The organism is Microbacterium nanhaiense (genome assembly GCF_014646015.1).
Lineage (GTDB): Bacteria > Actinomycetota > Actinomycetes > Actinomycetales > Microbacteriaceae > Microbacterium > Microbacterium nanhaiense.
In genome coordinates this window covers 360,321-380,252 of the sequence record NZ_BMMQ01000001.1, presented here as the reverse complement: position 1 = coordinate 380,252, position 19,932 = coordinate 360,321, and the positions used below count along the sequence as shown (strand labels likewise).

Genomic DNA, 19,932 nt, shown 5'->3' with positions numbered 1-19,932 from the left:
GCGCCGTGCTGTCCGGGCGCATGCTCGCTGATTCAACGACCGTCTTCGACCTCCTGGGGCGCGCCCGGCGCACCTCATCGTCATCGCCCGACCTCCACCGGGCAGTGTCGATGAGCCGAGGAGCCGATGATGGCGACACACCAGGATGCACGACAAGCGCAGGAAGAGAAGCTCGGTGAGCTCCACGAGAAGCTCACCGACGCTGTTGCGAGCCTTGTCACCGGCGACGATTGGGCTGACGCGCTGCGTTTCGCCGCACGGTTCCGATCGCGCTCGTTCAACAACGTCATGCTCATTTGGCAGCAGCACGCCGCCGCTTTCGAAGCCGGTCACGTGCCCGAGCCGTATCCGAGCTATGTCGCTGGCTATAAGCAATGGCAGATGCTCGGGCGCCAGGTCGATAAGGGGCAGCACGGGTACCAGATCCTCGCCCCGGTGACTGGCCGGTTCGCTTCGGCCACGCCGCAAGATGCCGCGTCGTGGCGGCGTCTTGGCCGCGGCGAGCGCCCTCGCTCCGGTGAGGCCGTCCGGTCTCGTATGGTCGGGGTGCGCCCCGCCTACGTCTGGGACGTATCGCAGACCTCGGGGGACGTCCTTCCTGAGTTGCCCGAGCCTCGGATCTTGGAGGGCGAGGCGCCGACCGGATTGTGGTTGGGGCTTGCCGCTCAGGTGAAGGAACGCGGCTTTGAGCTGTTGCGCGTCTCTGAGAAAAGTGAGATCTCGGGCGCGAACGGGCTCACGGACTTCGCCGCGCGGACGGTCTCGGTGCGAGGCGATATGGATGATGCCGCTCAGGCGAAGACCCTCGCGCACGAGCTCGCCCATGTTCTTATGCACGGCCCCGATCAGGAAGAAGCCCGTCAGCACCGGGGCATCGGCGAGGTCGAGGCGGAGTCGGTTGCGTTGATGGTCGGCGCAGCGCATGGGATGGATACGAGTCAGTACACGATTCCGTACGTGGCCGGGTGGGCGGCGAACGTCGACGGTAAGAACCCGGTTGAGATCGTCGAAGCGACCGGGGAGCGCGTTCGCAAGACGGCACTCAGTATCCTCAACAGGCTCGAGACAGTGCAGGTGTCGGACGGGGTGCCTCCGGGGCTCGAGCATGATTCGGCGACGCAGACACCTCGAACGGCAGCGCCAGCTGGTCCGGAGCTCGCTGTGGCCCGGCAGCGCGAGGTCACCGGACGGACGCTCTGATGTCTCGCGCTGATGCGTTCTTCGCCGTCATGGCGATCATGGACGAGCACGCTCCGACTCGGCGAGCGGCCATGGCGCTTGCACGAGGTGGTGTTCCCGTGTTCCCGTGTGAGCCTCAGGGCAAGCGGCCCGCGACGCAACACGGGATGCTCGATGCGACGACGGAGATTGAGCAGATCGATGCCTGGTGGCGGCGAATGCCGACAGCGAACATCGGAATGCCGACCGGCGGCCCTTCAGGGATCGTCGTCGTCGACGTCGATGTGCACGGGTCCGCCGACGGCTATCGTGCTTCGGAGGCTGCCCGCCGAGCCGGTCTCCTCGATGGCTGGCAGATGCAGGCCGTCACACCGACCGGCGGGATGCACATCTACTTCCCTTCTTCCGGCGAAGACCAGCGCTCGTGGCAGGCAGCCCGAGTGGGTGTGGACTTCCGTGGTGACGGTGGATACATCATCGTGCCGCCGTCGCAGCGCACCGTCGAAGGACAGCGTGCTGTCTACGCTGTTTCATCTCTCTCCCCTGTTCCGGGGCGTGATCTCGATTCCGCGCGCCTTCGGGAGTTCCTCGACCCGCGGCCCGAGCCGTCCAGGAGCCCCATCGAATCTCACGCACTGGAAGATCATGACGTCGCGCGGATCGCGGCATGGGTGACCCGCTTGCAGGAAGGCGAACGCAATCACGGGCTGTTCTGGGCGGCGTGCAAACTCGCCGAGCATGGCACCGCGGCGCAAGACGCGCACGATATCCTCACCCAGGCTGCCTGCCAGGCCGGGCTCAGCGAACGTGAAGCGGGTGCGACGATCCGCTCGGCCTATCGCGCCGCCGCCGGTGTCACGGGGACGACGCCTGCTGCCGGTGCCGTGACGCACGCCGCGCCTCACGCGGTACCCGCGAGGTCGTTATCGTGATCTCTCCGCAGAGCCGCAGCTGGGCGGTATGGACGGCGGCAGCCGGCACGGTGTTCATCGCCATGGGCGCGTTCTGGCTGTCGTTCACGGCGCTCGCCGATCTCGCTGCACGATCGGGCGTCGGCGCAGGACAAGCGTGGGCATGGCCGCTGATCGTCGATGGCATCATCGTCGTCGCCACGGTCGCCGTCGTCGCGCTCGGCGGCGAGCGCGCCGCGTGGTATCCGTGGGCATTGCTGATCGGAGGAGCAATCGTCTCGGTCACCGCGAACGCCCTCCATGCCGTCGTCGCAGCCGATGCAACAGTCCCAGCTGTGCTTGCGGCCGCTGTCGCGGCGGTGCCGCCAGTTGTGCTGCTCGCCATCACACACCTCACGGTGATCCTCACGCGCCTGCCTCGCGCGCAAAGCGAAGCAACGCTTGAGCGCGACCCGAGAGAACGTGCCGTGTCGATGCGGGATGCGGGCACATCGAACAAGCAGATCGCTCGGGTGCTCGGAGTGCATCCGTCAACAGTCGGGCGCTGGTTTGCGCACCTGCCGGGTGACAGTACGTCGGCAAGCAGAGACGAGGAAGCATCATGAATGACGAGCATTACCGTGGCCCGCACCGCAAAGCCGCTATTTCCGATCGTGCCCACGAGCCACAAGGTTTCGACGCCTCGAAAGTGCCAGATGCCGTGGCGGCGGCCGACAGCCGCCGGCGCCTCACACCACTCGACAGGGCGAACCAGGCTCGCGGCCGCGGCGTCGAATGGGTTCGCGCCCAGGATCTGCTCATGCGCGGCGCGACACGCACCACGCGCGTGGCGATGGATCTCGAACAGCGTCTGCTGTTCGCTGCGCGTCACGGGATTGCGGTCGGCGCGACGCGCGCAGGTCGCGCAGTCCTGCCGGGCGCCCAGCATCAAGCGCAGCCGTTCGGGCACGGTCACACGCCGCCGCGCCCCGGGAACGCGCCGGCCGGGCGCACGGCGCTGTGAGGATCGCACCGTGGCTCCCGGAATGCGGTTCTCCGTCTCGTGTGCGCTCGCGCGCACCTGCCATGCAGGAGGTATTCGATGATGAACGGCATCGACGATGAGCAACAGTACGACTTCCGCACGAGTGAGGGCCTGCGACGACTGCTGGCCAGGCTCTGCGGACCCGGCGCAGGTGCTTGGGAGCGCGACGCCGAGGCACGAGAGCTCATGCTCTTCGCCGCGGATAAGTACCGGCTGCTCGCTCGCAAGCACAGCCTCGACCCGTGGGAAGCGGTAGCTGCCGCATTCGAGGCCATGCGTATGCGCTCGACATTGAACGCCGCCGATCCGTGGGCCGTGGTCACGCACGCGGTTCGCATTACGTGCATCGCCGAGGAGCGCGGCCAAGGCCTGCTCTGCTCGACCCATCAGGCTCGCCGCGCACATGTGTCCTGTTTCCACGATGCTGAGCGGATCTCCGACCGCGAGACGCCCCTGTGGGAGTATCACCCCGCGTTCCGCGTCACCGACGAACCTGACATCGACGAAGCAGCAGGAGAAGAGCCCGCAGAAACTCGCACGACGGCGATGGCAGCCGCGGAAGAAGCAGCCGTGATGTGCTCGATGCTCGGCTGGCCTCTGCCTGTGGTCCGTGTCGCGATCGAGATCATCTGCAACGAGCTGATTCACAGCGGTGATCGCCACCGCGCCCATGAACGGCTGCGCCGCGATATCGAGGCTGAGGCCCTTCTCGAGATCCCACGGACCTCGTGGATCGGTCTGATCCGAATCGTTCTCGGTTCGTCGGGGCCAGAGCTTGCGTCGACGAACGCCGGCCGCGGCATGCTGCTGCGGCTGCTGATCGGCGAGTCACTGCCCTCGCTGCTGCGCGACGACGAGCTGGTGCTCGCCATCACGATCTCGGCGCCGGCGAACGCGTCACGGTGAGGCATCATGACCGGCCTCATGCAGGAACGCACTCTCGACTCCATTCATGTCGGAAATCGCCACCGAACGGATCTCGGCGATATCGACGAACTGGCGAAGTCGATCGATGAGCAGGGGCTCCTGCAGCCCATCACGGTCACGCCCGAAGGCGTCCTGATCTGCGGAGCTCGCCGCCTCGCCGCCATGCTGCTGCTCGGATGGCGGAAAACTCCCGTGTGGGTGCGCGGCGGAATCTCCACCGACCTCGACCGGCTGCTCGCCGAACAAGATGACGTCAAGATGCACAAGAACTACTCGCCCGTCGAAGCCGCGGCGCTCTATGACGAGGTGAAAGAGCTCATGGCGGAAGACTCCCGTCGGCGGAACGAAGCAACACGATTCTCGGAGACCAACCAGCCCGGAGCTGACGGTGGTGCAAAGTTTGCACCACCGTCAGCCGGCGCGACCGGCAAGACCCGCGCGCAGGCAGCCGCGATGATCCCCGGCGGAGCCTCGTACGCCACGCTCGACAAGATCAATCACATCCAGGCCATCGCGCGCGACGAAGAACAGTCTGCGGAGCTTCGTGCTCTTGCTGCCGAGGCGCTCGTGCAGATCCGTGATAGCAAGCCGGTGCATCCGCTTTACGCGCAGGTCTGCGCGGCGGAGGAAACCCTGCGCGACGAACGCGTCGAGAACCTGCACGCCCTCGCGGAGGCCGCGAAGGCACGCGTCCTGGCGGCGAAAGGCCGCAAGCCGCCGACGAAGCCTGCCGTCGTTGATGACAGTCCGTGGGCGACGCGTGCGTTCACTGTGATCTGGCACGACATCGACCGTTGGTGGGTGCACTTCGACCCTGAGACTCTCGCTGCGGAAGTCTCGGACGAGTACGCAGATCTGTTCCTCGCTGTCGTCGACCGCACGATCGAGTTCGCCGAGCGGTTCCGTGCCGCGCGCGAAGCGCTTCAGACTGCACCGGAGCCGCCCACGACCTGACCGCGCACCTTCCGGGTATGAAAGAACGCGCCCTCCCCCGTGCCCGTCTGATTGCGCTGGCCAGCGTCGGCGCCACCCTTACGGTGGTGGCCGGCATCGCCGTGTACGGCCTGCTCCGCGGGCCTGACCAGCCCTCAGAGGAACCAGCTCCGGCACCGGATGCCACGCCCGGACCAGCGCCCGTGCTGCCAGTTCCTCACGAGTCGATCGAGCTCCGGCCGCCCGCGGTACAGGGTTCATCCGATCCGGAAACGTTCGTCCGTCACGTCGCTGAGGCACTGTTCACGTGGGACACCGCCAGCGGCTTCGTTCCGAATGACTACACGGACGTGCTCGTAGACGTCGGTGATCCGTCCGGCGCTGAGCAGCCCGGCCTCGTCGCCGATGTCGCCGGCTACCTGCCGTCGCACGAAGCCTGGGTCGAACTCCGAAAGTACGAGACCCGGCAATGGATCGCCATCGACACCATCGCCGTGCCCGCCGCGTGGGGAACCGCGCTGGAACAGGCGCAGCCGGGGCAGCTCGCTCCAGGAACGATCGCCTATACCGTCGACGGCACACGGCACCGCGACGGCGTCTGGAACGACGACGCCGTTGCCGCGGAGCGTCCCGTCGCGTTCACCGCATTCGTCCTCTGCCCGACAGATCCGACCGACAGGACCAGCTGCGCGCTGTTGCGTCTGTCGCAGGTGGACCATCCTCTGCGGTAGACGCCATGCTGAACAAAATCGCTCTGTTCGTGGTGGTGTTGCTGCTCCTCGCCCCCACGCTCGGCCTCACCGCGGTCGCACTCGTCGTCAACCCAGCGCTCAACGCCGAATGCACGATCCAGCAGGTATCGCTCGGTGACGTCCCGGATGAGCTCGAGGTCACAACGGCCGATGGAGAGACGTTCGTCCTCAACGAACGCCAGCTGACGCACGCAGCGACCATCATCCGTGTCGGCTCCGCGATCGACGAGGTCGGACGGCCCGGGATGCGCATCGCGCTCATGGCGGCCCTTGCCGAGTCGACGTTGCGGATGCTCTCGAATACGACGGCCTACCCCGATTCCGGCGACTATCCGAACGACGGCGACGGCGGTGACCACGACTCGCTCGGACTCTTCCAGATGCGGCCCCAGTACGGCTGGGGCACGGTCGAGCAGCTCATGGCCCCGGACTACCAAGCGCGCGCGTTCTACGGCGGCGAAGACGGGCCGAACTATCCCAGCCCGCAGGGACTGCTCGACATCGACGGCTGGGAACAGATGACGCCCGGCGAAGCCGCCCAAGCCGTCGAAGATTCCCGGTATCCAGATCGCTACGAGAATTTCGAACCCGTCGCCGACACGATCCTCGACGCGCTCACCACGACGGCATCCCGCGGCACAGCAAACGTCGTGTTCCCGTTGCCCGACGGCACGTGGAACGTCTCCAGCCCCTTCGGCTGGCGCTTCCACGAGATCCTGCAGCAGTGGGCGTTCCATGCCGGTATTGACCTCGGCGCGGGAGCTGGCACGCCGATCCTTGCCGCCGCTGACGGCATCGTCACTCACGCCGGTTTCTCCGGCGGGTACGGCGGGCTCATCGTGATCGAACACGAGATCAACGGAGAAACCGTCGCGACCGCCTATGGGCATATGTGGGAAAACGGCATCCACGCTGCCGTCGGCGACCGCGTCACCGCAGGTCAGCACATCGGCGACGTCGGTTCCGCCGGCCGTTCCTCCGGCCCCCACCTGCACTTCGAAGTCCGGCTCGGCGGATCAGCAGGCGAAGTCACCGACCCGGCTTCGTGGCTCAACGAGCACAACGCCGCAAACCTACCGGAGCCCGAAGGCTCCGCACCCGAACTCTGCGAGGCAACGGCATGAACGTCTTCCCCGACTTCGACGGCCTCGGCCCGCTCACCGATTTCAAGAGCGCGATCGGCGCGCTGCTCACAATCGTTCTCGTCGTCGCTGTTCTCATGCTGATCGTCTGCGGAATCGCCTGGTCGTTGGCTTCATCCACCGGCAACTACTCGCTCGCCAGCAAATCTCGCATGGGGCTGTTCGTGGCCGTCGGCGCCGCAGCACTCGCGGGCGGTGGAGTGGCGTGGGTGAACTGGCTGATCGAGGTCGGCGAGCAGCTGTGAGTTCGTGATCAGGACGCGAGAAGGGCCCGGCGCCGAAGCGCTCGGACCCTCCATGCAATCATTCTCGCGATCAGTATGACTGCGTCGTCGCCACGATTCGGTCTCGAACCCCGTCGAAGGCTTCGTCGAGTTGAAGGTTGACGAGCACACGCAGGTGCCAACCCGCCGCGGCACCGTTGACTCGCTCGACGATGGCTCGCCCGCTGGCGCCGGCCGTCAGCCCCGGCGCCATCAGCTTGGCGATCCAGTCCGGCACATAGCCGATGAGCTCATCCTTGTCGGTGAAAAGCAGCTGGGCATCCGAGTTGTAGTCGTTGCCGACCTCGGAAACGATCTTCAGCTCTTGTCCGGGGGCCAACCGTCGCAGGACGTCCTCGATCTCGCCGTCGGCGTACGCCTGCACGACGCCAGCGGCGGTCCGAACCGACTTCTTCGACAAATAGCGCATACCCGCAACGAGTGCGGTACATGCCCAACCGCCGTCAGACTCACGGGGGAAAGGAATCACCTGGAGTGTGTCTCCCTCAGAGCCGCCGCCGGAACGGACCAGCTGCTCCCACGGAGTGGCCGACACAGGATCGAGGCTCAGCTCGTCGATCACCCGTGAGAAGTCAGGGCGAGTAGGGTCGAGCACTCGTTCGCGGAAGAGTGGGAACAGCTCGTCGCTCGTGTACGACTGCGTGAAGTCGCGAAACCCGAGCAACGGGCGGAACTCGGCGATGTCCGCCGCGTTCGGGAGGTAAGCAAACGTGTAGGTCTCGCCGTCGAATCCAAGGACGCCGACCGGAATCATCGCGCGGGTCGTCGGCTGCTGCCAGATAACAAGCAACTCGGTCTCTGTCGCGACGGTCGCTACCGGCCGCTCAAGTACGGATGACATCTCGGATCCTCCTTCCATTGATCTCTAACACTGTTCCTGCGAATCTACGCGCAACCACTGACACTCCAGGGTGACTGGCGAGAAGTTCTTCGAAGTTGACGCTCGCGATGGCCTCCGCCAAGTGCGCGATACGCTCGCGCCCTGCGTTACTGCATTGAGCCACCGCCCGCCCGGCGAAGTCCACCAGCGGCGTCTTCAGATCGCCGTCGAATCGACGGGCTGTGCCCTTCACCGCGAATTTCTCCATCGCCGTTGCGTCAGCGAGCCTGTTCGTCCGTGCCTCGTCGGTCAGCTGAAATCCCAGGCTCGACTCCATATCATACGCCGGTGCAAGGACGTCAGCTGGGCCTGCGCTGGACCGTGCCCGAAGGACGGACCAGTTCTGCTCGTGGCGATCCGCGTTGCCGATCAAAGCATCCAGAATCAAGTACCCGACGAAGACGTCATAGCCGGTGCATGACGACCACGTCGGTGCCGCAGGCGGCGGGCCGTATGGCACCAGGGCACGGCAGATGTTATCCAGGGTGTGCCCGATCGTGGCCGTTCGCACGCGATTCGACGCCCTGAGCTCGACCCCGATCTCGTCGACCATCACCAAGCTGCCGGCCTGCATCTCGTATTCCACGGGACGAACGTTTCGAACGATGACGCCTTCGACGCCATCCCTAATAGCAAGCTTCGCTTGTGCAGCGGGCACATCGAGCTCTGCGGCAACTGCCGCGGCGATCGTTTCGGTCCAATCGCCGATCTGCCGATGTCCGTTCGAGTGGATAGTCGCCGGCTTGAACAGCCAATGCGTGTGAGGACGCGCCGACGATCCGCCCGGTTCGGACAGCCACATCTTCTCAGAGGCTCCGCGGGCTTCGACATGCAAGAACTCCCATGCCGATACGTCTGTGCGCCCCTGATCCACATTCGTGAGTATACGGATCGAGGTCCGTTCTGACGCGGAATCACGCGCGTCTTATCGACGCGTGTGCGTCTTATCGACGCGTGTGCGTTGCGCACCTGACGGATGACCCTTCGTTCATCTGCCTTCGGGCCATCCGTCAGGAGCCATCGTGGTCGACCTTGCAACTGCTCTCGCCGTCGTACCGGCACTCGTGCCGATGGACATCAGCATCAACCCCAATGATGACGGTTTGCCGGGCATCACCCAGTTGCGCACCATCGTCGGTGCGGTCATGACCGTCGGGCTGATTCTGTCGGTGCTCGCGCTGATCGTCTCGGCGATCATCTGGGGCTTCGGCTCGAACTCTTCGAACCCTCATCTTTCCGGCCGTGGCAAGATCGGCGTTCTCGTCTCGTGCGGAGCGGCCGTGATCTGCGGTGCGAGCGTGACTCTCATCAACTTCTTCTGGGACGTCGGCCAGCAGGTCTGAGTCCGGCGAACGGGAGAAGGAGACGCGTCATGGCGCTGTGCGACATTCCCGTCATCTCGAACGTGTGTGACTCCGTCGGCGAAGGCGCCGCAACGCTGGTCACTGCACCATTCGACTGGTTGGGCTCAGCGACGGCGGCAACGGCAGGGTGGCTGCTCGAGGCGATGTGGGTCGTATTCGATGCGACCACGCTCGTCGATGTCACCAGCGCCGGGTACGTCTCGGTCTACAACCTGCTGTTCGGCATCGGCGTCTTCATCGTCGTTCTGTTCTTCTGCTTCCAGCTCATCCTCGGCCTCATCCGACGAGATCCAGGCGCGCTCTCGAGAGCTGCCCTCGGCGCTGCTAAGGCCGTCCTCGGTTCGTTCATCGTCATCACTCTCACAGCGCTCGCGCTCGAGACGGTGGATCAGCTCTGCATCGGGCTCGTTCACGCGTCGGGCGAGACCGTCGCGACGCTCGGCGACAAAATCGTCCTGCTCGGAGCTCCGCTGACTGCGATCAGTATCGGTACGCCCGGAGTCGCAGCGATCCTGACGCTGTTCCTCGCGGGACTGATGGTAGCTGCGACAGCAATCGTCTGGTTCAGCCTCCTCATCCGCAAGGCTCTGCTGCTCGTCGCGATCGTACTCGCACCAATCGCATTCGCCGGCGCGGCATGGGACGTCACACGCGGATGGGTCGGGAAATGGGCCGCCTTCGTGATCGCACTGATCTTTTCGAAGCTCGTCCTCGTCATCGTGTTCCTACTCGCCACGACGCAGATCGCAGCTCCGATCGAGCTGGACCTGCGATCCGTCACCGAACCGATCATCGGCATCGTGCTGCTGTTCATCGCCGCATTCGCGCCGTACATGGTCTATCGCTTCATCTCGTTCCTCGGCTTCGACATGTATCACGCGATGGGAAGCGAACAGGATGCGAAGAACGCGATGAACCGCCCGGTGCCTCTCCCCTCGAAGCCAACTGGCGCGAGCCCCGCCAAAGTCCTCGACGGTGCCGGCCCCAAAGACGGCACGACCCCGGCGCCCGCCGGCCCAGCGCCGGCTCCCGCTGCGCCTGCGTCGTCGGCTACCGGCGCCGAGGCCGGAACCGGTGCCGCCACGGGCACGGGGGCCGGTGCCGGCGCGGCTGCTGGCGCGGGTGCCGCGGTGCCCGTTGTGGGCGCCGCCGTCATCGCAGCAGAAGTCGCAGAAGCAGCGGCGACAGCCGGCCCGAAGATCGGCAACGAGGTCGGCGCTCAAGCCGAGACAGCGGCGACCGGCGCGGAGCAAAGCAGTAGCCCCGATTCGGACGGTTCCTCACCCGCGCCGCGCTCGACGCCACAGCCCGGTGCTCCCTCGGACACCGCCGCACCGGCGGCATCCGATGCCCGTGAAGCCGCAGCGCCCCCTGTCCCTGCAACGCCTGCCCCGACCCCGTCGCCAGCAGATCCGACTCCCCCGACTCCCGAACCGCCTGCACCTCCTGTCCCGAAGGAATGATCCCGATGAGCAACGTATCCGCACCCCAGCCCACGGGCGGCGAGATCGTGCCGGTGAAGTTCTCCCGCCTCACTCGGCGCGGCATTCTGCTCGGGCTCACCCTGGCGCAGTTGATCGCACTCGCGATCGGCGGAGCATCGCTCGTGCTCGCGTTCTACGCTGGCGGCGGCATCCTCGTTCTCTATACCGCTCCGATCTGGCTCACCGCGGCGATCGCCACGTGGGTTCCTGCCGGCGGACGCCCGCTCATCGAATGGCTGCCGATCGTGACCTGGTGGCTCTGGCGCCGGTCAGCCGGCCAGCTGCTCTACCGTCGCCGAATCGTCGCCCCGCGTCCCGAGGGAACGCTCGCCCTGCCCGGCGATATGGCGAGGCTCCGTGAGTACACCGACCCGACAACCGGAGCCGGCATGGTGCATGATCCGCACGCCGGCACGCTCACTGTCGTGTGCGCAATCGCACACCCCGCATTCGTCCTCCTCGACCCCGGCGAGCAAGAACGCCGTGTCACCGCCTGGGGCCGCGTGCTGGCCACAGTGTGCAGATCCGGCCGAGTCGCCACCCTCCAGGTCCTCGAACGGACGCTGCCCGATTCCGGGACAGGGCTAGCTGAATGGTGGGCGGCCCATGGCACTGACGATGGGTCCTGGGCCTCCACGACCTACGCCGAACTGATCGAACGCGCTGGCCCCGCCGGCGAACGGCACGCGACCACAATCTCTCTGGCTCTCGACATGCAGACTTCCGCCCGCCAGATCCGCACAGCCGGCGGCGGAATCAAAGGGGCGGCGGCCGTACTGCGACAGGAGATGTCGACTCTCGCTGCAGCACTGCGTGCGGCAGATCTCGCACCGACGAGCTGGTTGCCCTGCGGCAAGATCGCCGTCATCCTCCGCTCCGCTTACGACCCGGCGATCGCCGCCACTCTCGAGCGACACGGTGACCTCGGCCAGTCGCTCGCAACCGCGGGGCCGCTTGCCGTGAATGAGTCGTGGTCACGCCTCCGCACGGATTCTGCCCACCACGCGGTGCTGTGGATCTCCGAGTGGCCGCGGTCCCTCGTCTACCCCGGGTTCCTCGCCCCGGTCCTCCTCTCGACCGGCATCCAGCGTTCGTTCTCGTTGCTGTGCACGCCGATGCGATCCGATCAGGCCGCACGCGACATCCGGAAGAAGAAGACGGAGCACATCTCGGACGCCGCACAGCGCCAGCGCATCGGGCAGATCGAGGATGCATCGCAGACCGCCGAATTCCACGATGTGCTGCAGCAGGAAGCCGACCTCACCGCGGGACACGGCGTCCTCCGGTACACGGGCCTCGTCGCCGTCTCAGCTACCAGCGAGGAAGACCTCGAAGCCGCCGTTGCGGCGATCGAACAGGCCGCGATCCAAGCCTCATGCGAGACACGCCTCCTCGTCGGCCAGCAGGCGCAAGCGTTCACCGCGGCCGCGCTCCCGCTGTGCCGGCGGCTCTAATCGGGATGAGGACGTCGAACACCTATCCCCGACCTCGTGCACGCGCATGCGACGACCGGTATCGACGATAAGCAGCGCGCGTGGGGCATGATTGACGAGTGTCCCTCAGTAGCGCCTCGTTAAACATCTTCAGCTGCCAAGCATCTGATCCACTGCTTGACACCCACGTCGCAGCTGTAATCGCGCTTGCGTCTGCGCACAAGAAGACTCTCGGATTTCTCACCGATGCGGTCTTCAAGAAGGCTGCTGATGCCGGGCATCTCACCCTGGCCTACTCATCTGACGTGCTGGTCGGATACGCCCTGTATCGCATCACTCGCGCAACCATCAAGTTAACTCAAGTATGCGTAGCAAGCGAATCGCGTGGCAAAAACCTTGGCGCCCATCTAATCGAGCACGTCATCAACCAGCACCCGGATGCTGTTGCAATTACTGCGAGTTGTCGCCGAGACTACAATCTCGATAGTTTCTGGCGAGGTGCAGGTCTTTCTCCGTCGAGCGAAAAGGCCGGGCGAAACGCCCAAGGCCTCCCCCTTACGTTATGGTTCCGAAAACTCGGCACGCCAGACTTATTCACAACAAATCTTTTATTCTCTGACAGGCCAATCGCAGTCCTTGACTCAAACATTATTATAGACCTTCACGCACGAGACGAAGTCCACCGCCCAAACCGCGAGGCATCAAGAGCACTCGTCGCCGACTGGCTAGCCGAGGAAATAGAGTTCGCTGTTTCAGTTCAGGTCGACCATGAACTCAATAAACTTGGCGACGATTCCGAAAGGAAAATCCAGACTACATTCGCACAGGAATGGACTCGCCTTCCAACGGAACGCCCATTCAATACCGATATCGAGAACGAGTTAAAAGCAATTTTCGGACAACCGGCACTACGAAAAGACGTCAGCTTAGAAAGTGATATTTGCCACATTGCTGACGCAGTTCGCGCGTCCGCAAAGTACTTCGTCACGAATGATGAGGGCGTGCTGGCCATGCGTAATCCAATTCGCGAAAAATTTGGCCTACTGATCGCACGCCCACACGAGGTAGTTACCGACATCGCTGAAAACCCCGGGATACTTAATTCATATTCGCCCGGAGTATTTGAGAATCTAAGCCTGTCCTGGCATAGCACCGCCGATTTTGACGAGCAGTCTCTTGAGAAGCAATTCATGAACTATGCAGCTCATGAAAAGGCCAAGTCCTTCAGACCACGGCTCCGTAGCGGGATTGCAAGCATGTCCTCTCAGGTTCTCACAGACGATGAGTCGCCAACAGCACTGCTCGCAGCGAATGTGAGCGAGGATGCCCTCGAGGTTAGCTTGCTTCGCGTCGCCGCGGGACAGCACCAAAGCTCGATCGCGCTTCAGCTTGCACGCCAACTTCGCATGCGTGCCGTAGGCCACGAAAAGTCCCTCGTGCGAATCTCGGACCCGGCACTGCCACGCGTGGTACAGACAGCTCTCCACGAGGACGGATACCAGCGTGATTCGGAAGGATCATTCATTGCCCGGCCTATAAATTACCGTGGAGCACTGACGGATTTTGAGGCATATTTTCTTGACGCTTCAACAACCTTGATCCAGACCAGTAACTCACACGATCTCGAGCGACAGCACTGGCCTTTACGCATCTGGGACGATAGGCCCTGCTACGTCGTCTCAATCAAACCGACAGCCGCGATGGATCTTTTCGCATACCCGCCGAATTTGCTTCAACAGCGGAGAGCTTTAGGCCTGTCCCGTCGACACATTTATTACAGGAGTGGGCGCTCCAACCCGTTCAAGCACCTCCCCGCACGCGTGCTTTGGTATGCCTCTCAAGAAAAGGGAAACCAGGTACAACAATTTTTCGCGGTTTCAAATGCGGTGGCAAGCCATACACTCCCAGCCGGAGATGCGCACGAAAAATTCAATCGCTTCGGAGTCTACAAAAAACGCCAAGTGGAAGCTACCGCTGACCCAACAGGCAACGTCACAGTACTCGAAGTAGAAGACACCGAAGTCCTGACGAATCCGATCCACCTCAAAACATTCCGGAAACACGCCACACCGCATGGGGTCACCGGAGAGTTTTTCTCACCCCGCTCAATCCCGGCGCAACTCTTTCAGGAACTCATGAGCGAGTACAACCAACCCAATTCACTCGCATGACGAACAACATTCTTATGTCCATCCGTTCCAACTTTGCAAACGCACTACTGAATGGGGAAAAATCACATGAGCTTCGCCGCAAATTTACAAATGAATGGCTCGACAGTAGAATTATCATCTATTCCTCAGGGGCGGATAAAACAATCTCTGGCTACTTCGATGTAGCACAGGTTCAGCGTCTATCGGTCTCACAAATATCAACAAGGTTTCGACGAGCAACGCGTTTGTCCGCTTGCGATATCAGCCTATACCTATCAGGAATGAGCCATGGCACTTTAATCGAGGCGCGAAACCCAATCAAATTGGATTCTCCCATCCCACTCCATCGCATGAGGGAGTGGGGCATCACGCCTCCACAGAGTTATCGATTTATTTCAGAAGATGCATTCTCCCTGATTAAGAATGAAGGGTCGAAGTAGCACGACATAGACCACGCCTCGTTTACAGCCACTCGCTGTTTGCGCTCTGACAGTTGCCGTTGAGTACTGCGCTATGCACACCTAGCAGTACTCACCGCAACCGATAGGAGTGCAAAGTGGCTACGTTCTCCGACCCTGCAGCTGACGCCGGCGATGCATCAGAAGCCTTCCGCGGCCTCGCGCACGCGTCGCGCCAGTTCGCCCATCCGTCCGACATGTACAAAGTGATCGGAGACCTGCTCGCGAGCGCTCGGTCGCTGCAGCAAGTGCTGGACCAGCTCGCCGAAACCCACGTTGCTCTGCGCACCCGCGCCGCAGATGACCATGGCGATCCCGTTACGGGCACCCGCGACGCATTCACCGCAGCCGATCACCTCCGCGAAGCCGCGAAACTCGTCAGCCAAGTCGAGGACCGCCTTGACAGTGCTTCGCAGGCGGCAGGACGCATCGCATGGCATCGCAGCCCTGTCGCCCCGATCGCTGCCCACCGATGGGTCTCGATCGTCTTCATGGATGGCGAAGACGCCGATGAGGTCCTCGACATGATCGACCGTGACGGCGTGCGCGCTGGTATCCGCCACCTCGAGCAATGGGATTTCGGCGACGAGACAACGGGAGCCGCGATGGAGAACGGCCATGTGTACGACGAAACACCGAGAACCGAGCTCGACCGCGAAGTCGACGATGGCGAGTACCGCCTCACCTACAGTGCTGCGGCCGGCCACGTCGCTCTCTACCGACGCCACACGATCCCAGTTCCCGACGAAGTCGACATCGAGCTCCTCGAACGCGCACCGGCGGCTCCGGGCCTCAGCGGACTTGCGCGCAACGCCGGCGGCCTCACCCCGGCGACCCTGTCGTTAGGCACGCAGTCGACGACCGCACCGTGGTTCGAACACCCGGGAATCGCGCAGCTGAAGCGCGAGCGAGGACTCGGGCTGTGAACGCTCAAGGTGACGAGCACCTCCACACCACCGTCCTGGTGACGCCGACGAAGGAACGCCGAAAGGTACGCAAACAACGACGCGCCGCTGCGACACGTCTGCAGAAAGCGGCGCACGAAGCCGAAGTCGCCGCAGCGCTCGAGCGCACTCGTGCCGCACAGGCGGAACGGCGCTCCACGACATACTTGCCGAAGGGCGGCGAGACCCGCCCCGCGGCACTTCGTACGCCAGGTTCGTTCCGTCTCGCACGGCATCAGGACACTTCCGCCACACTGGCAGGCGCCTACCCGTTCCTCGCCGAGGGCGGCCTCGGTGCCGAAGGCGTCTTCGTCGGCCAAGATCTCTACTCCGGCGGCAGCTTCGTGTTCGATCCGTGGGTCCTCTACTCACGCGGCATCATCACTGCCCCGAACGTGGTCCTGGCCGGGATCGTCGGCTCCGGAAAATCCTCGCTCGCGAAGAGCCTGTACACGCGCTCGATCCCGTTCGGACGACGCGTATACGTACCAGGCGACCCGAAAGGCGAGCACACGGCCGTCGCCGAAGCCGTCGGTGGCCGCGCCATCGTGCTCGGCCACGGGCTCCATACCCGGTTGAACCCGCTGGACGAGGGCTACCGCCCCGCTGGGATCGCCGACGACGAGTGGGCGACCACGCTCGCGTCCCGGCGCAGGGATCTCATCGGCGCCCTCGCAGAGACCGTCCTGGCCCGTCCGCTCTCGCCGCTCGAGCACACGGCGATCGACGCCGCGCTGTCGACTGTCGTGAGCGAGAACGACGTTCCTATCCTCCCGATGGTCGTCGAGCACTTGTTCGCGCCGAGCGCAGATGACGATCGCCGGCAGGCCGATGACGGCCGTCTCGTCGCACATGCACTGCGCAGACTCGTCGCAGGTGATCTCGCTGGCCTCTTCGACGGCCCATCTACCGTGACCTTCGACCCGACGCTGCCGATGATCAGCCTCGATCTCTCACGAGTCACCGAGAACAGCATGCTCATCTCCGTGCTCATGACGTGCTCGTCCGCGTGGATGGAGTCTGCCCTCCTCGATCCCGCCGGCGGCCAACGCTGGGTGATCTACGACGAGGCATGGCGCCTCATGCAGCACCCCGCGCTCCTGCGGCGAATGGATGCCCACTGGAGGCTGGCACGGGCCTACGGCATCGCGAACATGCTCGTGTTCCACAAGCTCACCGATCTCGAGAACGTCGGCGACCAAGGCTCTGCCATGCGCGCACTCGCGAACAGCTTGCTCGCCAACGCGGAGACACGGATCATCTATCGGCAAGAATCCGATCAGCTCGGCGTCACGGCGGCGGCGCTCGGACTCACCGCCACCGAGCGCAAACTCCTCCCCACGCTCGGCGTCGGGCAAGGCCTCTGGCGCATCAAGGACCGCAGCTTCGTCTCGCAGCACCAGCTCCACCCCGCTGAGCTGGAGCTCTTCGATACGACGAGCCGGATGATTCATTGATGCGGCACACTATGGCCTTCGTTCTCACCCGTCGAGCGCCGAGTGAACTCCACAGTGGGTGTCGTATGCTGACGCCGTGTCTGACTCGACTTCGCTAACCGCGCCCGGAGGGCGTGGTCGGAGCCTGCCTGCACAGATCCTTCTGGTCCTCGCGACCATCCTGCTCATCTTCGGCGCATGGGACTTGTGCACGAGCATCGGGCACTCTGAGGCCTCGTCGTCGAGCAGTCATGTCGCAGCAACCGAGATGTCAGCAGACACCACCCACGTGGTCGCTGATCCTGCGGCTCCGGTCCATGACGAACCACTCGCACTGTGTGTTCTCGGCGTCGTCGGGTGTGCGGCAATCGCGGCAGTAGCCGGCTGGGGCAGCCTCGCAAAGCTCGGTCTGCTCCGGCGACTTGCCCCCTGGATGGGCGCGCTGCGCATGGCGCCGCGGTCGACCGCACTAGTGCCGACTCCGCCCCCTCATTCCTTGGGGATCTCGCGAACCTGATCCGTATCGCTGAAAGCGCAGCCACTCGCCGACAGCAACGCGACGACGACCCGCTCTCGCATACCTGAGCGGCGTGTTGTCGCCTCCCTTGGCGAACGCCGCAGACGCGGTGTGCACATCCTGCCGCGCCAAGTACCAAGATCAGATTCGTTCCCCGGAGAGCCATGAAATCCCCCTCGCCGTGGGGCCGTCGAGCGTGCGCTACGACTGCCCTCTTACTCACGATGTTCGTCAGCAGCTGTGCCGCTGAATCCGCAAGCACACGCGAAGACGACCTCAGCACCGACGCAGGGCTCTTTGAGTCCGATGGCTTCAGCGTCGTCGAAATCAGTCCGGACGACCGCACCGACCCCGTCGACTTCGAAGGCACGACAGAAGCAGGAGACCCGGTCTCCGATAAGGACTTCGCCGGTGAGGTCTACGTCGTCAACTTCTGGTATGCGACTTGCGGGCCTTGCATCGCGGAAGCTCCGATGCTCGAACAAGTCTGGCAAGAAACACGTGAGCAGAACGTGGGCTTCCTCGGAGTGAACGTCTACGACCAAGCGGCCACAGCGCGTGCGTTCGCAGCCGAGAACAACGTGACCTACCCATCCGTCATCGACGTGAACGACGGCGGGGTCAAGCTCGCGTTCGCGCAGGCCACGCCGATCCAAGCGACCCCGACAACCCTTGTGATGGACCGACAAGGTCGTGTATCCGCGCGTGTCATCGGACAGCTGGAGTCCGCATAGATTCTGTCTGCGCTCGTCAAGAGCGCACTAGACGAGGAGAGCTGATGGGTTATCTGGTCGTCGACGGCGCGCTCGGAGTCGCTATCGCGATTTCCTTGCTTGCGGGGCTGCTGTCGTTCGTTTCACCTTGTGTACTTCCCCTGGTCCCGGGCTACTTGGGATATCTGACGGCGTCTGTCGGATCGCCGCTGCAACCCGAACAGGGACGCCGCAACCCGCGACTGCTGATCGGCGTTGCTCTGTTCATCGCAGGATTCACCGTCGTCTTCATGGCTGTGACGGTCTTAGGCGGCGCGATGGGGCTGTTCTTCGTGAAGTATGCGAATCCGCTCACGCGCTTGTTCGGAGTGCTCATGATCGCGATGGGCCTCATCTATCTCGGACGTATCCGCCTGGCTCAGCGCCAAGCGCGCATACGATTCCGTGGCAACTTCGGGCTGCTCGGCGCACCCCTGCTCGGCATCGCGCTAGGCGTCGGCTGGACGCCCTGCATTGGACCGACCCTGGCCGCGATCATGTCGGTTTCCTGGAATCTCGGAGATCCTTGGCGCGCAGCGGCTCTCGGCCTCGCCTATTCCCTCGGGCTCGGAGTGCCGTTCATCGTGATCGCGTGCGGTCTCGGCTGGGCTACTCGTTCCGTAGCATTCATGCAGCGACACGTCCGAAAAATCAATATCGTAGGCGGCGTCCTGCTCATGGCGCTCGGCGTACTCATGGTAACGGGCGTGTGGAGTCGCGTGATGTCCTCGTTGCAGGGAGTGATGCTCAATGTCGTCCTCCCCCTCTGAGCGCCGCCACCGCCTGCTGGTCAGGACGGGATATCTGCTCCTCGTTCTCGCTCCGGTACTTGCGCTATCGCACCTCTATGCTGACGCACGCGGTCTCGAGGATGCCGACAGCACCTGGACACTGACGCTGGGTAGCTATCAAGCTGCTGCAGTTATCGCCATCATCGCGATATCTCTAGTGTTCCGGGAGCCGCCGCAGTCGCTTCAACAGTCGCGAACGAGGAGCTGCACGTCCGACCAGCGCCGGTGCGTCACTGGTCGCGACGGCGCAGCTGTTTCAGGACCGGATAAGCCTTGAGATCGCGTCGGTCACCTCGTCGATCTTCGACAGGGCGGCGTCTTGGCCGAGCTTCGCTGCGTCGAGGACGCAGTGCTTCATGTGATCCTCGAGCAAGCCTGTCGCCACGCCCTGGAGCGCGCGCGTGAGCGCACTGACCTGGGTGAGGATATCGATGCAGTACTTCTCCTCGTCGATCATCTTCGCAACTCCTCGTGCCTGCCCCTCGATGCGCTTCATACGGTTCAGATAGCGCTCCTTGTCGCTGATATAGCCGTGATGGTGCGTCTCGCGCTCATCGTGCATGCGGCCCCC

Annotated in this window: 19 protein-coding genes and 1 pseudogene; 17 read left to right on the top strand and 3 right to left on the bottom strand. The window is 63.8% G+C overall.

Annotated features, from left to right (window positions below; translation table 11 throughout):
* The first annotated feature begins 126 nt into the window (after positions 1-126).
* From IEX05_RS01955 to IEX05_RS01915, 9 genes and pseudogenes are all read left to right on the top strand, one after another.
* Entirely contained in the window at positions 127-1,200 is a 1,074-nt protein-coding gene (locus tag IEX05_RS01955; protein WP_444543262.1) for an ArdC-like ssDNA-binding domain-containing protein, read from the top strand.
* Positions 1,200-2,111 carry a bifunctional DNA primase/polymerase gene (locus tag IEX05_RS01950; RefSeq protein WP_188699708.1) on the top strand — a complete coding sequence of 304 codons (912 nt, stop codon included), beginning with the start codon at positions 1,200-1,202 and terminating at the stop codon, positions 2,109-2,111. The genes IEX05_RS01955 and IEX05_RS01950 overlap by 1 nt, the downstream gene beginning before the upstream one ends.
* Positions 2,108-2,695, top strand: a complete 588-nt coding sequence (locus IEX05_RS01945; protein WP_268237853.1) for a DUF2637 domain-containing protein — start codon at positions 2,108-2,110, stop codon at positions 2,693-2,695. The genes IEX05_RS01950 and IEX05_RS01945 overlap by 4 nt, the downstream gene beginning before the upstream one ends.
* Complete coding sequence (locus IEX05_RS01940; RefSeq protein WP_188699707.1) at positions 2,692-3,093, top strand: hypothetical protein; 402 nt, start codon at positions 2,692-2,694, stop codon at positions 3,091-3,093. The genes IEX05_RS01945 and IEX05_RS01940 overlap by 4 nt, the downstream gene beginning before the upstream one ends.
* Before the next feature lie 81 nt (positions 3,094-3,174).
* Positions 3,175-4,020, top strand: coding sequence for a hypothetical protein (locus IEX05_RS01935; protein WP_229661068.1), 846 nt, complete (start codon positions 3,175-3,177; stop codon positions 4,018-4,020).
* Positions 4,021-4,026: 6 nt separating this feature from the next.
* A complete protein-coding gene (locus tag IEX05_RS01930; RefSeq protein WP_188699705.1) occupies positions 4,027-4,995 on the top strand; it encodes a ParB N-terminal domain-containing protein in 969 nt (322 codons plus the stop codon).
* Between the two features lie 17 nt (positions 4,996-5,012).
* Entirely contained in the window at positions 5,013-5,705 is a 693-nt protein-coding gene (locus IEX05_RS01925; protein ID WP_188699704.1) for a hypothetical protein, read from the top strand.
* A 5-nt stretch (positions 5,706-5,710) separates the two neighbouring features.
* A pseudogene (locus tag IEX05_RS01920) lies at positions 5,711-6,838 on the top strand (M23 family metallopeptidase); the annotation flags it as partial.
* An 8-nt stretch (positions 6,839-6,846) separates the two neighbouring features.
* Positions 6,847-7,113, top strand: a complete 267-nt coding sequence (locus IEX05_RS01915; protein WP_188699702.1) for a DUF6112 family protein — start codon at positions 6,847-6,849, stop codon at positions 7,111-7,113.
* Positions 7,114-7,183: 70 nt separating this feature from the next.
* Here IEX05_RS01915 and IEX05_RS01910 read toward each other — a convergent pair whose 3' ends face one another.
* Entirely contained in the window at positions 7,184-7,993 is an 810-nt protein-coding gene (locus IEX05_RS01910; protein WP_188699701.1) for an HIRAN domain-containing protein, read from the bottom strand.
* Positions 7,977-8,906 (bottom strand): HipA domain-containing protein, encoded by a 930-nt coding sequence (locus IEX05_RS01905; protein ID WP_188699700.1) that lies wholly within the window; start codon positions 8,904-8,906, stop codon positions 7,977-7,979. Before IEX05_RS01905 ends, IEX05_RS01910 begins: the two co-directional genes overlap by 17 nt.
* Before the next feature lie 196 nt (positions 8,907-9,102).
* Here IEX05_RS01905 and IEX05_RS01900 point away from each other — a divergent pair, with 196 nt between their 5' ends.
* The 8 genes from IEX05_RS01900 to IEX05_RS01865 all read left to right on the top strand — a co-directional run bounded on the left by IEX05_RS01900 (position 9,103) and on the right by IEX05_RS01865 (position 19,340).
* Positions 9,103-9,375, top strand: a complete 273-nt coding sequence (locus IEX05_RS01900; RefSeq protein WP_373286280.1) for a DUF6112 family protein — start codon at positions 9,103-9,105, stop codon at positions 9,373-9,375.
* A 29-nt stretch (positions 9,376-9,404) separates the two neighbouring features.
* Positions 9,405-10,859 carry a conjugal transfer protein TrbL gene (locus IEX05_RS01895; protein WP_188699698.1) on the top strand — a complete coding sequence of 485 codons (1,455 nt, stop codon included), beginning with the start codon at positions 9,405-9,407 and terminating at the stop codon, positions 10,857-10,859.
* A gap of 5 nt (positions 10,860-10,864) precedes the next feature.
* Positions 10,865-12,334, top strand: a complete 1,470-nt coding sequence (locus IEX05_RS01890; protein WP_188699697.1) for an SCO6880 family protein — start codon at positions 10,865-10,867, stop codon at positions 12,332-12,334.
* A 98-nt stretch (positions 12,335-12,432) separates the two neighbouring features.
* Complete coding sequence (locus IEX05_RS01885; protein ID WP_188699696.1) at positions 12,433-14,484, top strand: GNAT family N-acetyltransferase; 2,052 nt, start codon at positions 12,433-12,435, stop codon at positions 14,482-14,484.
* 535 nt (positions 14,485-15,019) lie between these two features.
* The gene (locus tag IEX05_RS01880; protein ID WP_188699695.1) at positions 15,020-15,847 is read left to right on the top strand and encodes a hypothetical protein; all 828 of its coding nucleotides are present in this window, start codon (positions 15,020-15,022) and stop codon (positions 15,845-15,847) included.
* Positions 15,844-17,322, top strand: coding sequence for a putative type IV secretion/conjugal transfer ATPase (locus tag IEX05_RS01875; RefSeq protein ID WP_188699694.1), 1,479 nt, complete (start codon positions 15,844-15,846; stop codon positions 17,320-17,322). Before IEX05_RS01880 ends, IEX05_RS01875 begins: the two co-directional genes overlap by 4 nt.
* Before the next feature lie 720 nt (positions 17,323-18,042).
* Positions 18,043-18,552 (top strand): TlpA family protein disulfide reductase, encoded by a 510-nt coding sequence (locus IEX05_RS01870; RefSeq protein ID WP_188699693.1) that lies wholly within the window; start codon positions 18,043-18,045, stop codon positions 18,550-18,552.
* Positions 18,553-18,596: 44 nt separating this feature from the next.
* Entirely contained in the window at positions 18,597-19,340 is a 744-nt protein-coding gene (locus tag IEX05_RS01865; protein WP_188699692.1) for a cytochrome c biogenesis CcdA family protein, read from the top strand.
* Positions 19,341-19,617: 277 nt separating this feature from the next.
* On the opposite strand, the gene IEX05_RS01860 is transcribed toward IEX05_RS01865, so the two are convergent.
* Positions 19,618-19,923 carry a metal-sensitive transcriptional regulator gene (locus IEX05_RS01860; RefSeq protein WP_188699691.1) on the bottom strand — a complete coding sequence of 102 codons (306 nt, stop codon included), beginning with the start codon at positions 19,921-19,923 and terminating at the stop codon, positions 19,618-19,620.
* Between the last annotated feature and the right edge of the window lie 9 nt (positions 19,924-19,932).

Coding starts and splice junctions, on each gene's coding strand:
- IEX05_RS01955 (WP_444543262.1), top strand. CDS start 127: ATGATGGCGACACACCAGGATGCACGACAAGCGCAGGAAGAGAAGCTC.
- IEX05_RS01950 (WP_188699708.1), top strand. CDS start 1,200: ATGTCTCGCGCTGATGCGTTCTTCGCCGTCATGGCGATCATGGACGAG.
- IEX05_RS01940 (WP_188699707.1), top strand. CDS start 2,692: ATGAATGACGAGCATTACCGTGGCCCGCACCGCAAAGCCGCTATTTCC.
- IEX05_RS01935 (WP_229661068.1), top strand. CDS start 3,175: ATGAACGGCATCGACGATGAGCAACAGTACGACTTCCGCACGAGTGAG.
- IEX05_RS01930 (WP_188699705.1), top strand. CDS start 4,027: ATGACCGGCCTCATGCAGGAACGCACTCTCGACTCCATTCATGTCGGA.
- IEX05_RS01925 (WP_188699704.1), top strand. CDS start 5,013: ATGAAAGAACGCGCCCTCCCCCGTGCCCGTCTGATTGCGCTGGCCAGC.
- IEX05_RS01915 (WP_188699702.1), top strand. CDS start 6,847: ATGAACGTCTTCCCCGACTTCGACGGCCTCGGCCCGCTCACCGATTTC.
- IEX05_RS01910 (WP_188699701.1), bottom strand. CDS start 7,993: ATGTCATCCGTACTTGAGCGGCCGGTAGCGACCGTCGCGACAGAGACC.
- IEX05_RS01900 (WP_373286280.1), top strand. CDS start 9,103: ATGGACATCAGCATCAACCCCAATGATGACGGTTTGCCGGGCATCACC.
- IEX05_RS01895 (WP_188699698.1), top strand. CDS start 9,405: ATGGCGCTGTGCGACATTCCCGTCATCTCGAACGTGTGTGACTCCGTC.
- IEX05_RS01890 (WP_188699697.1), top strand. CDS start 10,865: ATGAGCAACGTATCCGCACCCCAGCCCACGGGCGGCGAGATCGTGCCG.
- IEX05_RS01870 (WP_188699693.1), top strand. CDS start 18,043: ATGTTCGTCAGCAGCTGTGCCGCTGAATCCGCAAGCACACGCGAAGAC.
- IEX05_RS01865 (WP_188699692.1), top strand. CDS start 18,597: ATGGGTTATCTGGTCGTCGACGGCGCGCTCGGAGTCGCTATCGCGATT.
- IEX05_RS01860 (WP_188699691.1), bottom strand. CDS start 19,923: ATGCACGATGAGCGCGAGACGCACCATCACGGCTATATCAGCGACAAG.